The organism is Kitasatospora sp. NPDC092948, assembly GCF_044754805.1.
Taxonomy (GTDB): Bacteria; Actinomycetota; Actinomycetes; order Streptomycetales; family Streptomycetaceae; genus Kitasatospora.
Genome location: NZ_JBIVPU010000001.1, coordinates 850,829 through 864,765, shown reverse-complemented (window position 1 = coordinate 864,765; position 13,937 = coordinate 850,829). Strand labels below are relative to the sequence as shown.

General features: G+C 71.0%; 12 protein-coding genes. 7 read left to right on the top strand and 5 right to left on the bottom strand.

The features are described from left to right. Nucleotides 1–4: 4 nt before the first annotated feature. Nucleotides 5–427: a YjbQ family protein gene (locus ACIQF6_RS03430; RefSeq protein ID WP_400889590.1), complete on the bottom strand. Its 423-nt coding sequence runs from the start codon at nucleotides 425–427 to the stop codon at nucleotides 5–7. Between the two features lie 214 nt (nucleotides 428–641). Then, a complete protein-coding gene (locus tag ACIQF6_RS03425) occupies nucleotides 642–911 on the bottom strand; it encodes a hypothetical protein (protein WP_400889588.1) in 270 nt (89 codons plus the stop codon). Between the two features lie 827 nt (nucleotides 912–1,738). Between ACIQF6_RS03425 and ACIQF6_RS03420 the strand changes: the two genes are divergently transcribed. Both ACIQF6_RS03420 and ACIQF6_RS03415 read left to right on the top strand, forming a co-directional pair. Continuing rightward, on the top strand, nucleotides 1,739–3,919 hold the full coding sequence (locus ACIQF6_RS03420) for a CDP-glycerol glycerophosphotransferase family protein (protein ID WP_400889586.1): 2,181 nt from the start codon (nucleotides 1,739–1,741) through the stop codon (nucleotides 3,917–3,919). Between the two features lie 243 nt (nucleotides 3,920–4,162). Beyond that, entirely contained in the window at nucleotides 4,163–4,834 is a 672-nt protein-coding gene (locus ACIQF6_RS03415) for a lysophospholipid acyltransferase family protein (RefSeq protein WP_400889584.1), read from the top strand. 7 nt (nucleotides 4,835–4,841) lie between these two features. On the opposite strand, the gene ACIQF6_RS03410 is transcribed toward ACIQF6_RS03415, so the two are convergent. The 3 genes from ACIQF6_RS03410 to ACIQF6_RS03400 form a co-directional block, all read right to left on the bottom strand. Then, on the bottom strand, nucleotides 4,842–6,644 hold the full coding sequence (locus ACIQF6_RS03410; RefSeq protein ID WP_400890099.1) for an ABC transporter ATP-binding protein: 1,803 nt from the start codon (nucleotides 6,642–6,644) through the stop codon (nucleotides 4,842–4,844). A gap of 161 nt (nucleotides 6,645–6,805) precedes the next feature. After that, the gene (locus ACIQF6_RS03405; RefSeq protein ID WP_400889582.1) at nucleotides 6,806–7,579 is read right to left on the bottom strand and encodes an SDR family NAD(P)-dependent oxidoreductase; all 774 of its coding nucleotides are present in this window, start codon (nucleotides 7,577–7,579) and stop codon (nucleotides 6,806–6,808) included. Nucleotides 7,580–8,492: 913 nt separating this feature from the next. Continuing rightward, a complete protein-coding gene (locus ACIQF6_RS03400; RefSeq protein WP_400889580.1) occupies nucleotides 8,493–8,993 on the bottom strand; it encodes an AAA family ATPase in 501 nt (166 codons plus the stop codon). A gap of 104 nt (nucleotides 8,994–9,097) precedes the next feature. On the opposite strand from ACIQF6_RS03400, the gene ACIQF6_RS03395 reads away from it, so the two are divergent. From ACIQF6_RS03395 to ACIQF6_RS03375, 5 genes are all read left to right on the top strand, one after another. Then, the gene (locus ACIQF6_RS03395) at nucleotides 9,098–9,475 is read left to right on the top strand and encodes a hypothetical protein (RefSeq protein ID WP_400889578.1); all 378 of its coding nucleotides are present in this window, start codon (nucleotides 9,098–9,100) and stop codon (nucleotides 9,473–9,475) included. Between the two features lie 126 nt (nucleotides 9,476–9,601). Beyond that, on the top strand, nucleotides 9,602–10,279 hold the full coding sequence (locus tag ACIQF6_RS03390; protein WP_400889576.1) for a hypothetical protein: 678 nt from the start codon (nucleotides 9,602–9,604) through the stop codon (nucleotides 10,277–10,279). Between the two features lie 171 nt (nucleotides 10,280–10,450). Further along, nucleotides 10,451–11,161: a DUF6193 family natural product biosynthesis protein gene (locus ACIQF6_RS03385; RefSeq protein WP_400889574.1), complete on the top strand. Its 711-nt coding sequence runs from the start codon at nucleotides 10,451–10,453 to the stop codon at nucleotides 11,159–11,161. 59 nt (nucleotides 11,162–11,220) lie between these two features. Continuing rightward, nucleotides 11,221–11,493 carry an NUDIX hydrolase gene (locus ACIQF6_RS03380; RefSeq protein WP_400889572.1) on the top strand — a complete coding sequence of 91 codons (273 nt, stop codon included), beginning with the start codon at nucleotides 11,221–11,223 and terminating at the stop codon, nucleotides 11,491–11,493. Nucleotides 11,494–11,788: 295 nt separating this feature from the next. Beyond that, nucleotides 11,789–13,852 (top strand): discoidin domain-containing protein, encoded by a 2,064-nt coding sequence (locus ACIQF6_RS03375; RefSeq protein WP_400889570.1) that lies wholly within the window; start codon nucleotides 11,789–11,791, stop codon nucleotides 13,850–13,852. Nucleotides 13,853–13,937: the final 85 nt, after the last annotated feature.

The following is a 13,937-nucleotide window of genomic DNA, read 5'->3' as shown; positions in this document are numbered from 1 at the left end:
CAGGTCAGCCGAGGAAGGACAGTCGAAGGGTGCGGTCGGGGTTGTCGCCGTTGGTGTCGATCAGCACTACGGACTGCCAGATGCCGAGGGCGAGCCGGCCACCCACCACCGGCAGGGTGGCGTGCGGGGCGACCAGCCCGGGCAGCACGTGGTCGCGGCCGTGGCCTGGGCTGCCGTGGCGGTGGCGCCAGCGGTCGTCGGCGGGCAGCAGGTCGCGCAGCGTGCTCAAAAGGTCGTCGTCGCTGCCGGAGCCGGTCTCGATGACGGCGATGCCGGCGGTGGCGTGCGGGACGAAGACGTTCAGCAGGCCGTCGCGTCCCCCGGTGACGTCCCGGAGGAAGTCGTGGCACCGGTCGGTGATGTCGAGGGCGACTTCTCTGCGGCCGGTGGTGATGTCGAGCGTGGTGGTGTGGAAGGTGTCGGACATGGGGCCATCCTGGCCGATCTTGCGGCCCGTCCCGAAGGGCCGTCCGTCGAACGCCACCCGACCGCAAGGCGGCCCGCCAGGGCGCGCCAGCGCATCGCAACCGCGCGCCAGGCCCGCACCGAACGGCGGCGAGCACGCCGAAAGCCCGACGGACTCACGGTCCGTCGGGTTCGTGGTGACAGGCGAGGGACCGCCCGTCCTCACGTCGGTGCGCTCAGCCGCGGCTGCCGAACATGCTCCGCTTGAGCCGGCGCAGCGGGGCCATCAGCGAGACCCGCACGGAGCGCCGGGGCACGGCGACGGGGACGCTGGGTCCACGCGGCGTCAGTTCTCTTATCAGGCCGAGCGCTTCCGCCGTGTCCACCGTCGAGAGCGCGGGTGCGCCGAGCACCGCGAGGTGCCGGTCGATCCGGCGGCCGGTCGTGCCGACACCGCACTGGATCGCGGGCACCCGGGGCCGCGTCCGCACTTGAATCTGTTCCATCTGTTTCCCACCCCTACGAGGCGCCAGGGCCGTGAGGCGAAGACTATCCGGCTATGACGGCCTTCACACAACCGTCCTGGTGTTCTGCCACCGTATCGTGCGAACGGAACTGCGGCTTCACCCAAGTACGGTGGTCCTGGTCACGACTGCGCATCGGTTGATGGTGCACCATCCAAGCATGACCCGGCGTCAGACGCCGCAGCGGCCCGGGGCGTTCGCGGGCGCACTGCGGCCGCGGGGTGCGCCGGGCGCACGAACGTCCGTCGCCCCGGCACGAGTTCGACCCCGCACCGGCCGCCGCGGCCCCGGTCGACCGCCGCCCGACCTGGGGCGTCGCCCCCGGCATCAAGAGTTCAGAAATTGAACACATATGAGGGATTGACGCCGCCGGAACCTCCAAGCAGTATCTGTACCGACACGGGATCACGGGTCGCACCCGTCCTCCCCCGGTCGGATGAGTTCGAACATGAACAAATCACCTGCTCATCACACGACAGGCTTCCGGCACCACCGAGAGTCACTTCGGGCCGTCTCGACGCTGCGGCGGCCCGACTCCGACGTGGTGCACGGACCGGCGGTCGACCGTTGAGGGTCGGTCGGACCGCCAACCGGACTGCCGGTGCCGCCGCTGGTACGGCGCGGCACCGGCGGTCGCGTTCTCGTCGATGAGCGCAGCACGCCGCCCGCGGCGCCCCGGACACCCCGACCACCTGCGCCCGGGGCGCCGCGGTCCGGCCGCGCCCGGGGCATGCCCGTAGGCGCTCGGTAGAGTGGGCGGGGACCGGGCGATCTGCCGGAGCCCCCTTCCCTTCGCGGAGTGAACGCACGTGCCACCCCTGCTCAGCATCGTCCTGCCCGTTCACGGCGTGGAACGCTTCCTGTCGCAGTGCCTGGACTCGCTCCGGGCCGACGGCGCCGCCCCCGGCGAGGTCGAACTGATCGCGGTGGACGACCGCTCCCCCGACCGCAGCGGCGCCATGCTGGACGCGCACGCCGCCACCGACCCCCGGATGCGGGTCCTGCACCTCGCCGAGAACCGGGGCCTGGGCGGCGCCCGCACCGCCGGCCTCGCCGAGGCCACCGGCACCTACGTCTGGTTCGTCGACAGCGACGACTGGCTGCCCGAGGGCACCATCGACGCGATCCTCGCCGAACTGCGCGCCGAGACCACCCGCGACCTGCCCGCCGACGTCCTGCTCACCGACTTCACGCACGTCTACCACGACGGCGGCGAGGAGCCGAACCCCTGGCGGCACGTGCTGGCCGGCTCCCCGCTGGTCTCCGGGTGCACCGCCGCCGACCACCCGGCGCTGTTCAACTCGGTGCTCGCGGTGTGGAACAAGGTGATGCGCCGGCAGTACCTGCTCGACCTGGACGTGCACTTCGGCCCCGGGTACTACGAGGACATCTCCGTCACCTACCCGCTGCTGCTGGCCGCCGACCGGCTGGTCTACCTCGACCGCCCCTGCTACCGCTACCGCCGCAACCGGCCCGGCGCGATCACCGCCACCGCCTCCGCCAAGCACGCCGACGCCTTCGCCCAGTACGACGCGATCTTCGCCTTCCTGGACCGCAACGAGCGGGCGAACCGGCTGCGCACCCTGGTCTTCGACCGCACCGTCAAGCAGGCCCTGACCATCTACGACAGCCCGGGGCTGGTCCCGGTCGAGCTGCGAGCCGAGTTCTTCGCCCGGATCACCGGCCACTTCGCCGAGCACCGCCCGACCGGCTACCGCTTCCCGTCCGGCGTGCGCGGCATCCAGTACCGGCTGGCCGCCCGCGGCTCCCGGCGCGCCTACGCCGAGCTGCGCCGCGGCGGCAGGCTGCCGGGGGCCGTCAAGCGCGGCACCAGGGCGGTCGCGCCCGGGGTGAAGAAGGCGGTGCGCAGCAGCGCCCGGTTCACCGCGTACAACGCGTTCCGGCGGCTTCCGATAGACGAGCACCTGGCGGTGTACGCCGCGTACTGGCACCGCGGGTACGCCTGCAACCCGGCGGCGATCTACGAGAAGGCCAAGGAGCTGGCCCCGCAGGTGCGTGGCGTGTGGGTGGTGGAGAACGCGGCGCGGGCCGCGACGCTGCCCGCGGACGTGCCGTACGTGATCGTCAACACCCCGGCGTACCTGAAGGCGATGGCCACCGCCAAGTTCTTCGTCAACAACGTCAACTTCCCGCACACGATGGCGAAGCGGACCGGCACGGTGCACGTGCAGACCCAGCACGGCACGCCGCTGAAGGCGATGGGGATGGACCTGCGGGACCACCCGGTCGCGGCGGACGGGATGGACTTCGACCGGCTGCGCGAGGCGGTGGCGCGCTGGGACTACCTGGTGTCGCCGAACCCGCACACCAGCGAGCACTTCGCCCGGGCGTTCCCCGGCACCTACCAGATCCTCGACACCGGCTACCCGCGCAACGACCGCCTGGTGCGGGCCACCACGGAGGAGTGCGCGAAGATCCGCCGCGAGCTGGGCATCGCCCCGGGACAGCGCACCGTGCTGTACGCGCCGACCCACCGCGAGTCCCGGGGCGGCTACCTGCCGCTGCTGGACCTGCCGGCGCTGGCCGAGCGGCTGGGCTCCGGCTGGACGGTGATGGTGCGCACCCACTACTTCCACGACGGCGGCGCGGGCGACCTGGCGGCGATGCCGGGCTCGGCGCGGCTGCTGGACGTCTCCGACCACCCGACGGTGGAGGACCTGTTCCTGGCGGCGGACACCCTGGTCACCGACTACTCGTCGATGATGTTCGACTACGCGGTGCTGGACCGGCCGATCGCCGTGTACGCCCCCGACTGGGAGGAGTACCAGGAGGTTCGGGGCGTCTACTTCGACCTGCTGAAGGAGCCGCCGGGCGCGGTCGCCACCGAGCAGGACGCGCTGACCGAGGCGCTGCTCGCGGGCGACCCGGAGCCGGTCGCCCGGCAGCGCTTCCGGGAGCGGTTCTGCCCGTGGGACGACGGCCGGGCCGCCGAGCGGGTGGTCAGCCGGATCTTTCCGGTCCGCAAGTAGCGCGGACCCCGCGGTCTGTCGCACTCCGTCTCACCTGGTGGGAATGCGCTTTCCCACCAGGTGGGCGTGACGAGGATCGCAGTGGCGCGATGACGACGGGTGGTGGACGGGCGGCCGGGGCGATGTCGTAGTCTGCGATTCGAACCCAGTGGTCCGACCTCCGCCCGAGCCGCGTGCCCCGCCCCCTCGGCGGGTACTGCCCTTGGGCCCCGGGCGGTCCGACCTTCGGCCAGGGAGGGCCAGTTGATCGACCTCGTCACCAAGCTCGTGCTCAAGCCGCTCGCGCGGGCGGTCTACCGGCCGACCATCGAGGGCCTGGAGAACGTGCCGCGCAAGGGCGGGGTGATCCTGGCGAGCAATCACCTGTCGTTCGTGGACAGCGTGGTGATCCCGCTGGCCGCGCCGCGTCAGGTGTTCTTCCTGGCGAAGGCCGAGTACTTCACCGGCACCGGCTTCAAGGGCGCGGTCTCCCGGTACTTCTTCACCCACGTGATCAACGCCGTCCCGGTGGAGCGCGGCAGCGTCCGGGCGGCCACCGCCTCGCTGGAGGAGGGGCTGGAGATCCTCGACTCGGGCCGGGCGTTCGGCATCTACCCGGAGGGCACCCGTTCGCTGGACGGCCGCCTGTACCGCGGCAAGACCGGCGTGGCCTGGCTGGCGCTGACCGCCGGCGTCCCGGTCGTCCCGGTCGCCCTGGAGGGCCCGCAGCACATCCTTCCGGTCGGAAAGCGCCTTCCGCGCATCCGCCGGATCACCGTCCGGTTCGGCGAGCCGCTGCGCTTCGACGACCTGCACGGCCAGGCCCGCTCCGCGAAGGCCCGCCGGCAGGTCACCGACGAGGTGATGGCCGCCATCCACGCGCTGTCCGGCCAGGAGCTCGCCGAGCAGTACAACGAGTCCCCCAAGGCCGCCTGACGCCCCGTCAGCCCACGGCCGCCGGCAGCGCCTCCCGGTTGAGCAGCGCGGCGTAGCGGCCGTCGCGGGCCAGCAGCTGGTCGTGGGTGCCGAGTTCGGCGATCGCGCCGTGGTCGAGGACGGCGATCTGGTCGGCCTCCCGGACGGTGGACAGCCGGTGCGCGATGGTGATCGTGGTACGGCCCTCGGCGAGGGAGTCCAGGGCCTGCTGGACGGCGAGTTCGGTCTGGTTGTCCAGGGCGCTGGTGGCCTCGTCCAGGATCAGCACCGGCGGGTTGCGCAGCACGGTGCGCGCGATCGCCAGGCGCTGCTTCTCGCCGCCGGAGAAGCGGTAGCCGCGCTCGCCCACCATGGTGTCGTAGCCGTCCGGCAGTTCGGCGATCATGTCGTGGATCTGCGCGGCCTTCGCGGCGGCGACCAGTTCCTCGTCGGTGGCGTCGGGCTTGGCGAAGCGCAGGTTGTCGGCGACCGACGCGTGGAACAGGTAGGTCTCCTGGGAGACCACGCCGACGGCCCGGGCCAGCGTCTCGAAGGACAGCTCGCGCACGTCCACCCCGTCGATCGTCACCCGACCGCCGGTGACGTCGTACAGCCGCGGCACCAGGTAGGACAGCGTGGACTTTCCGGAGCCGGTCTCGCCGACCACGGCCAGCGAGCCGCCGGCCGGGACGGTCAGGTCGACGGCGGACAGCGTCGGGCGGTCCTGGTCGGCCCGGTAGTGGAACTCGACGTCCTCGAACCGCACGTCGCCGCGGATCCGCTCCAGGTGGACGGGGTGCTCGGGCTCGTCGATCTCCACCGGCAGGTCGAGGTACTCGAAGATCCGCTGGAACAGGGCGAGCGACGTCTGCACGTCCACGCCGGTGGACAGCAGGCTGACGGTGGGGCGGAACAGCCCCTGCTGCAAGGAGACGAACGCGACCAGGGTGCCCAGCGAGACGATCGGCGCGCCGGCCGCGGTGGCCAGGCCCGCCGCCCAGTAGATCATCGCGGGCATCGCGGCCATCACGATCCCGATGGTGGACATCCGCCACCGGCCGGCCATGCTGGAGCGCACCTCGAGGTCCGCCAGCTCGTCCGACTGCGTGGCGAAGTCCTTGGTGAGCGAGGCGGAGCGGCCCATCGTCCGGCCGAGCAGGATGCCGCTGACGGACAGCGACTCCTGCACGGCGGAGGACAGCTTGGCCAGCTGGCGCTGCCGCTCCCCGGTGATCTTCTTCCGCTCCCGGCCGACCCGGCGGCTGATCCACACGAACACCGGGAGCAGCAGCAGCGAGACGATCGTCAGCCGCCAGTCCAGCGCGACCATCGCGACCACGCTGGCGACCACGGCCGTCAGGTTCGAGACCAGCGAGGTGGCGGTTCCGGTGACGGTGGCCTGCATCCCGCCGATGTCGTTGGCGATCCGGGACTGCACCTCGCCGGTGCGGGTCCTGGTGAAGAACGCCAGCGACATCCGTTGCAGGTGCCGGTAGACCGATGTCCGCAGGTCGTGCATGACGCGCTGCCCGACGGTGGTGGAGATCAGCGTCTGCAGCACGTTGAGCACGCTGGTGACCACGGCCGCCGCGATCATCCCGAGCGCGAGCAGCGTGAGCAGCCCGGTCCGCCGCTCCGGAATCGCCGTGTCCAGCACCGCCCGCAGCAGGAACGGCGTCACCACGGACACCACCGCGGACGCCGCCACCAGCAGCCCGACCACGGCCAGCCGCCCGGCGTACGGCCGGAACAGCCCCAATATCCGCCGCACCTGCGCAGGCTGCTTCTCCGCCCCTTCGGGCGGCGTCCAGTCGATCCGGTCCAGTCGCACGGAGACCTCCTGCTGGTCGGCGAACACGGCACAGCGAGCTTAACGAGCTTCACTCACCATTAGCAAACCTAACCTTTTCGGCAGGATGGATATTTCCGCGAGGACCGGGGCGGACGGGCGCGGAAGCCGGGGAGAGCCGTCCCGCGCCCGCCCGCTCTCCGCTACGGCTTCCGGTAGTCCCGTCCCGCCGTGGTCGAGAGCTTCCCGAGCCCGCCGATCGGCAGCAGCCTGGCCGCCGTCACCGCCGCCTTGTAGCGCTTGCCGGGCACGCACAGCGGCCGGTTGCGGGCGAGGTCGCGCAGGGAGTCGTCGACCACCCGGTCCGCGGTGAGCCAGCCCCAGGACGGGATGGCGGAGGTGCCCATGCCGGCCCGCTCGTGGAATTCGGTGCGGGTGAAGCCGGGGCAGAGCGCCTGGAGTCGCACGCCGCTGCCGGCCAGGTCACGGGCGATGCCGAGGGTGAAGTTGACCACCCACGCCTTGGTCGCGCCGTAGGTGCCGCGGGGAACGAACGCCGCGACCGAGGCGACGTTGACGATGCCGCCGAACCCGCGTTCGCGCATGCCGGGGACGGCGGCCGTGGTGGTGCGCAGCACGGCCTCGATGTGGACCTTCAGCATGTCGAGTTCGTCCTGCACGGGAACGTCCAGGTACGCGCCGCGGTTGCCGAAGCCGGCGTTGTTGATCAACAGGTCGACGGGGCGGTCGCCGTCGCGCAGCCGGTCCTCGACGGCGCCGATGCCGGTGTCGGTGGAGAGGTCGGAGCCGATGGTCTCGACCTGGACGCCGTAGCTGTCGGCGAGTTCGGCGGCGGACTTCCGCAGGCGCTCGGCGTCGCGGGCGACCAGCACCAGGTCGCGGCCGTCGCGGGCGAGGCGGCGGGCGAAGGCGGCACCGATGCCGGCGGTCGCGCCGGTGATGAGAGCTGTGGTCATGAACCCGACCGTACCGGCCGGTAGTCCGATCCGGTGCGGATCGGACGGCACAACCCCTCTCGGCCCTTCGAGCGACGTCCGGGGTGTCGACGGCGCGCCCCGCCATGGCACCAGTCATATCAACCTACCGTTTCGGGCATCGCCGCCGTCCCACGCGGCGCCCGCCTCGCCCTGGAGAACTGATGCTTGTTCAGCTTCACCCGTTCCGGATAGAAGTCGCGCGCCCGGCCCGTCCCCGACCCCGGTGGTCCTGACGGCCGGCCGCGCCCCGCCCGCCCGGGCCCGGCCCCCTCCCCACGGGGCCGGGCCCGCGCGCTTGCCGATTCTCCCGAACCCTGTCCGCCTGGGTTCACGCCCGTCCAGACCCGCGTCGGAGCGAGCCAATGGGCGCGGCTGAACCCGGTTGGACGGGGTGAATGAGGCCAAAACTGAGACCAGTTGGCTCCGCCCACCAGACCCGGCAACTTTCACCCACGACGACTCTGGCCAGCCGGCTCCTGCCGCCTCCGCCATGAGGCGAGCCCGCTCCCCAGCACGCGGTTCGGCTGCAGGGCGACCCTCGCAAGATCGTCCTCGCGCTCTCGGACATCACGATCGCCTCCGGTAGCCACCGTGCCCCCGGCCGCAGGCCCGACGTGCACGCCCTCGCGTGCGTCCACCACTTCAAGTGACGCACCGGCGTCCTGGACGACCTGCGCCGCCGTGTCGACCGCTTCACATCCGGCGCCTGGACCGAGCACACCCCGGCCGTCCGGACCGAGGCCACTCGCCTGCTGCAGCACATCGACCGTCACCACGGCCGCATCGACGTCTCCGACCCCCGCATGGCCTTCCGCCCCGTCACCCTCGATCGCCTGCCCGACAACTGGGCCGCCGAAGCCGCCCAGATCCACGCCGCTCGGCGCCCGCCCCGTCAGAGCCAGCCCGGCTCCACGATCTCCTCGCCCTCGCCCTGAGGCGCCTCGAACCGCGCGAAAAAGTCACCCAGAGCCTCCGGGGTCACGATCAGCGCGTTCGCGTCCCCCCGCTGGTTACGCCCGGCCAACCTGCGCAGCAGCTCGTCCCGATCGACGGGGAAGTACAGCAGCCGCCACCGACCGCCGGCCGACTCCACCAGCTCCTTCATCGCGTCGCGGTCCTTCCGCTGCCACAGCCCGTGGTCCCACACCACGTCCCGGCCCTCGGAGACCAGCTCGGCCAGCCGGGAGTGCAACTCGGCGACGGCCGGGGCCTCCTTCTCGAAGTAGGTGTTCTCCGGGTAGTCGACGCCATACCGGCCGTGCCGCTCGTGGACGACCTCGTCCACCGACAACCGCACCGCACCCTGCGGCTCCAGCTTCCGCTGGGCGTAGGTCGTCTTTCCCGAACCGGTGAGCCCCACCAACAGGAACACCACCGGACCACTCTCGGCCACCGACAACTCTCCTCACCGCCACCAGCGTTCACCGGCAAGTCTGCCACCGCGGCCGGCTCCGGGAACCGCGTTCCGCACCCCCCGCCACCTGAAGGAGTACACGCGTGCCCGCCTCCGCCCTCGCCCGTCTCCTGCGGGCCTACATCCGCCATGCGCCCAGAACTGTCGGCAGGACGCAGCTCGTCGACCGTTTCCTCGACGACCACCTGCGAACCCGTCCCCTCCACACCGCTGCCCGGTTGCGCTCGGGTGACCTGGTCACCGTCACCACCAGCGACGTCATCCAGCGCTTCCATTACCCCTTCGGCGAGTGGGAGCCGAACCTGAGCGCCTTCCTGCTCGAGCGAGGGCTGATCGCCTTCCTCGATCACGCGAACAGCTCCTGCCCTCGCCTCCACGCCGCAACCGCAACGAGGCCTTCGTCCAACGCACCATCGCCGCCTTCCCGCCCCGTACAAGCGACGAACTCGACACCTGGGTAAGGGTCTTGCGCGGACTCACCCGCTCCCACCATCGCGCAACCGACTACGGCGCCATAACGCCGCTACCTCCTCTACCCGGCCGCCCCACTCTCCGAATGGACCACCCGATACACCACCTTGCGTCAAGTGACCACCACCGATGTCACCGACGCTGTCACCGCGGTCAAAGGACCACGTGCCCACGAGCGCGCAGTGGCCCTCCGGTCACTCTTCCGCGCTCTGAAACACGCCAGCTCGTCTTCGCCGACCCCACCCGCGGCCTGCACGTCACCCGCCGTGAACTGCTGCCCGCCACTCCGGCCCCCGGCCTGCTCACCGGGCTACTGGAAGAGCAGCACTCGCCCCGCCGACCGGCTGGTCCTGTCCCTGGCCGCCCTCCACGCGACCAACGGCATCGACCTGCGCAACCGCACCCTCTCCGACGTTCTGCTCACCCGCCGACAGCTTCTGATCCGCCGCGCGCACGGCCGCCACATCGTCCACCTTGATGACAGCACGACCACACTGTTGCACGCCTGGCTGCGCTACCGACACCGACGGTGGCCACGCACCGCCAACCCCCACCTGCTCATCACCCAGCAGACCGCCAGTACCACCAACCCAGTCAGCGGTGACTACATCTACCGACGCTTCGACCTTGCCGGTGTGACTCTGCGTGCTGTTCGCGTCGACCGAATCCTGGACGAGGCCCACGAGACCGAAGACCCCGTCCACCTCGTCCGCGTATTCGGAATCTCCGTCACCTCGGCCATGAAGGACATCCACACGGCTCACCCTCACCGTGGCGGCCCCATCCCTCGATGACAGAAAGGCATCGCCGCCGGCCGACACCGGGCCGAACAGCGCTAGGAGCCCCGGGCCTGCTGGGTCACTGAAGGGCACCTGGCCGAACTCCGAGGCCGCCTTGCCCGGAGCCGCGAGAACTGACACCTGATCGACTGGGACCGTCAACGCCCTCGGCGGCATACTGGCGGGATGAGCTTCGGGGTGGGGTCCGGCGAGAGCAACTGGGGCGGCGGGGTGCTCCAGGAGACGCTGGGGCGTGTGGCGGAGGGCCTCGGGGTCGTCTTGCCTGAGCCGGACGGGCAGTGGAGCGGCATAGCGGTGTACGTCGACGCGGGGCTCGGCCGGCGGGTGTCGGTGCATCCGGCCGACGAGCAGCGGCGTGCCTTCTGGATATATCTCCAGAGCAACGGCCGGCGCCTGGCCTGCGGGTGGACCGCCGATCCGGCCGAGGTGGTCAGGGCCACGGCTGCCTGGACCGGCGGAGCGGGGCTCGAGGAGACCAAGGAGCAGGCTCCGTGCATCGAGTTCCGCCCTTGGGCCCTCGCGCACGAGCGGGAGCCGCTCGGTGTTGTCGAGTTGGCGTGGTGCCTCAAGCTCGACGGCATCCACATGCCGCCGATGAACCGGTTCCCGCGCGTGCATGCACTGTTGGCGGCCGCGTACACCCAGCCGGCACTCCGCCAACTGATGCCGGTGACCAGCCACTTCAACCTCTGGTTCTCCACCAGTACCACGGCGCGGTGGATTACGACACGGGTCGGGTACATGATCTGGCCGCACGATGAGGGGTTCTATGGGGTACGGAACCGGAGCGAGTTGCTCGCGCGCTTCGAGACGCCGGAGGAGGCTGTCGCTTTCGTGGTCGCCGTCCTGCCGGAGGGGATCGGGCCGGCGTGTTAGAGCGTTGTTCGAGCGATAGCGGCAGCGATCGTGTTCGTGTCAGCGACAGGTGACTCCTCTTGTACCCGTCGCCTCCAGTCCCGGTCGACCGCGAACCCGACAAACTTAAAGCCGTCGACGGACCACTGACGCGTGAGTTCCTGCGACTCCCCGCCCAGAAATCGGCGAACCCGCTCGCTTCCCCGAGCGGCAAGGCCGAGCCCGGCGAAGCCCTCGACGAGGCCGCCGCCCGCGCACTCAAGGAGGAGACCGGCATCCTCGGTCGCGGCGGATCGCTTCCCCGAGCCCGCGTTCCCGACCTCCGTGCAGGCACTGGCCACCCACCACGATGAAGGTCCCTCTTTCTCCCGTTACGGATGGCCGGTCGCCAAGGTGTGAGGGGGCAGCGCTGGTTGGACATCCTCCCGTTCGGAAGCTGCCACCGAGCGGGAGAATACGGGGTCCCGTACGACGGTCGGCTGCCCCGCCCTGGCACCCCAAGCGGGGGCAATCTGTCGACAAATCCTCTCTCTCCACTCGGTACTGACCGGTCAGTAATCCGGTCAAATGTATTGACGGAGCGTCAACAACTCGGGACTCTCGGGACACCGCCGCCTCCCCTCCCCCGCCCCGAGCCGAGAGGTGACCATGACCGGGAACCGTCGCGCCAGGAACGTCCTCGTCCGTCTGCTGCCGCTGCTCCTGCTCGCGGCCGCACTCGCCGGCGGCGCCGTGCCGGGCTTCAAGGCCCATGCCGCCGACGGGTGGTGGAATCCCACCGCCCGGCCGGTGCCGGACTCGCAGGTCGATGTCACGGGCGAGCCGTTCCGCGGCGCCGCCGCCGACGGCGGCGTCCGCGGCTTCGTCGACGCGCACAACCACCTGATGTCCGCGGAGGGCTTCGGCGGCCGGGTGATCTGCGGTGCCGCGTTCTCGCCGCAGGGTGTCGCGGACGCGCTGAAGGACTGCCCGGAGCACTACCCGGACGGTTCGCTCGCGCTGTTCGAGAACGTCACCGGCGGCGCGAACGGCCACCACGACCCGGTCGGCTGGCCGACCTTCGCCGACTGGCCCGCGCACGACTCGCTCAGCCACCAGCAGGACTACTACGCCTGGGTGGAGCGGGCCTGGCGCGGCGGCGAGCGGGTGCTGGTCGACGACCTGGTGACCAACGGGCTGCTCTGCTCGATCTACCCGTACAAGGACCGCGGCTGCGACGAGATGGACGCCATCCGCACCGAGGCCCGCAAGTCGTACGAGCTCCAGGCGTACATCGACACGATGTACGGCGGGCCCGGCAAGGGCTGGTTCCGCATCGTCACCGACTCCGACCAGGCCCGTTCGGTGGTCGAGCAGGGCAAGTTGGCGGTGGTGCTCGGGGTGGAGACCTCGGAGCCGTTCGGCTGCAAGCAGATCCTGGACGTGCCGCAGTGCGACCGGGCCGCGATCGACCGCGGGCTGGACGAGCTGTACGCGCTCGGGGTGCGCAGCATGTTCCTGTGCCACAAGTTCGACAACGCGCTGTGCGGGGTGCGCTTCGACGAGGGCGCCACCGGGGTGGCGGTGAACGCGGGGCAGTTCCTGTCCACCGGCACCTTCTGGGCCACCGAGCAGTGCACCGGCCCGCAGCACGACAATCCGATCGGGCTGTCCACCGCGCAGGCCCAGGGGATGCTGCCGGCCGGGGTGAGCCTGCCCTCGTACTCCGCGTCCGCGCAGTGCAACACCCGCGGGCTGACCGACCTCGGCGACTACGCGCTGCGCGGCATGATGAAGCGCCACATGATGCTGGAGGTCGACCACATGAGCGTCAAGGCGGCGAAGAGCGCGTTCGAGATCCTGGAGTCGCAGGCCTACCCGGGGGTGATCTCCAGCCACAGCTGGATGGACCTCGGCTGGACCGAACGCCTGTACAGGCTGGGCGGGTTCGCCGCCCAGTACCCGCACGACGCGAACGCCTTCGTGGCGGAGGCGAACCGCACCAAGGCGCTGCGCGACGCGTACGGGGTCGGCTACGGGTACGGCAGCGACCTGAACGGGGTCGGCGGCTGGCCGGGCCCGGTCGGCGCGGGCGCACCCAACGCGGTGACGTACCCGTTCCGCAGTGCGGACGGCGGATCGGTGCTGGACCGTCAGGTGACGGGCTCGCGGACGTGGGACGTCAACACCGACGGGCTGGCGCACGCCGGGCTGCTGCCGGACTGGATCGAGCAGATCCGGCTCAGCGGCGGCCAGGGCGTGGTGAACGACCTGATGAAGGGCGCGCAGTCCTACCTGACCACCTGGCGGGCCACCGAACGGCACTCCCCCGGGCGGGAGTTGGCGACCGGAACGGCGACCGCCACCGCGAGCTCGTCGGAGTGGAACCTGCTCACCTCGTACCAGCCCGGCCGGGCGCTGGACGGCGACCGCTCCACCCGCTGGGCCAGCGACTGGAGCGACGACCAGTGGCTGCGGGTGGACCTGGGCGCGGTGCACACCGTGGACCGGGTGACGCTGGACTGGGAGCGCGCCTACGCCACCGGCTACCGGATCGAGGTGTCCACGGACGGCAGCACCTGGCGCACCGTCTGGTCGACCACGACGGGCGACGGCGGGCTGGACACCGCCGCGTTCGCGCCGACGGCGGCCCGGTACGTGCGCTTCCACGGCACCGCGCGGGCGACCCAGTGGGGGTACTCGCTGTACGAGGTGTCGGTGCACGGGACCTGAGCCCCGGCGACCATATGACTGTCCGAATATGACGAGCGGACAATCAGCCCCTTTCCCGGGCCGATTGTCCGCTCGTCATTTCATG

Bases quoted from the DNA above. Each gene is read 5' to 3' on its own strand.
- ACIQF6_RS03405 (WP_400889582.1), bottom strand. From the start codon at position 7,579: ATGACCACAGCTCTCATCACCGGCGCGACCGCCGGCATCGGTGCCGCC.
- ACIQF6_RS03425 (WP_400889588.1), bottom strand. From the start codon at position 911: ATGGAACAGATTCAAGTGCGGACGCGGCCCCGGGTGCCCGCGATCCAG.
- ACIQF6_RS03430 (WP_400889590.1), bottom strand. From the start codon at position 427: ATGTCCGACACCTTCCACACCACCACGCTCGACATCACCACCGGCCGC.
- ACIQF6_RS03375 (WP_400889570.1), top strand. From the start codon at position 11,789: ATGACCGGGAACCGTCGCGCCAGGAACGTCCTCGTCCGTCTGCTGCCG.
- ACIQF6_RS03385 (WP_400889574.1), top strand. From the start codon at position 10,451: ATGAGCTTCGGGGTGGGGTCCGGCGAGAGCAACTGGGGCGGCGGGGTG.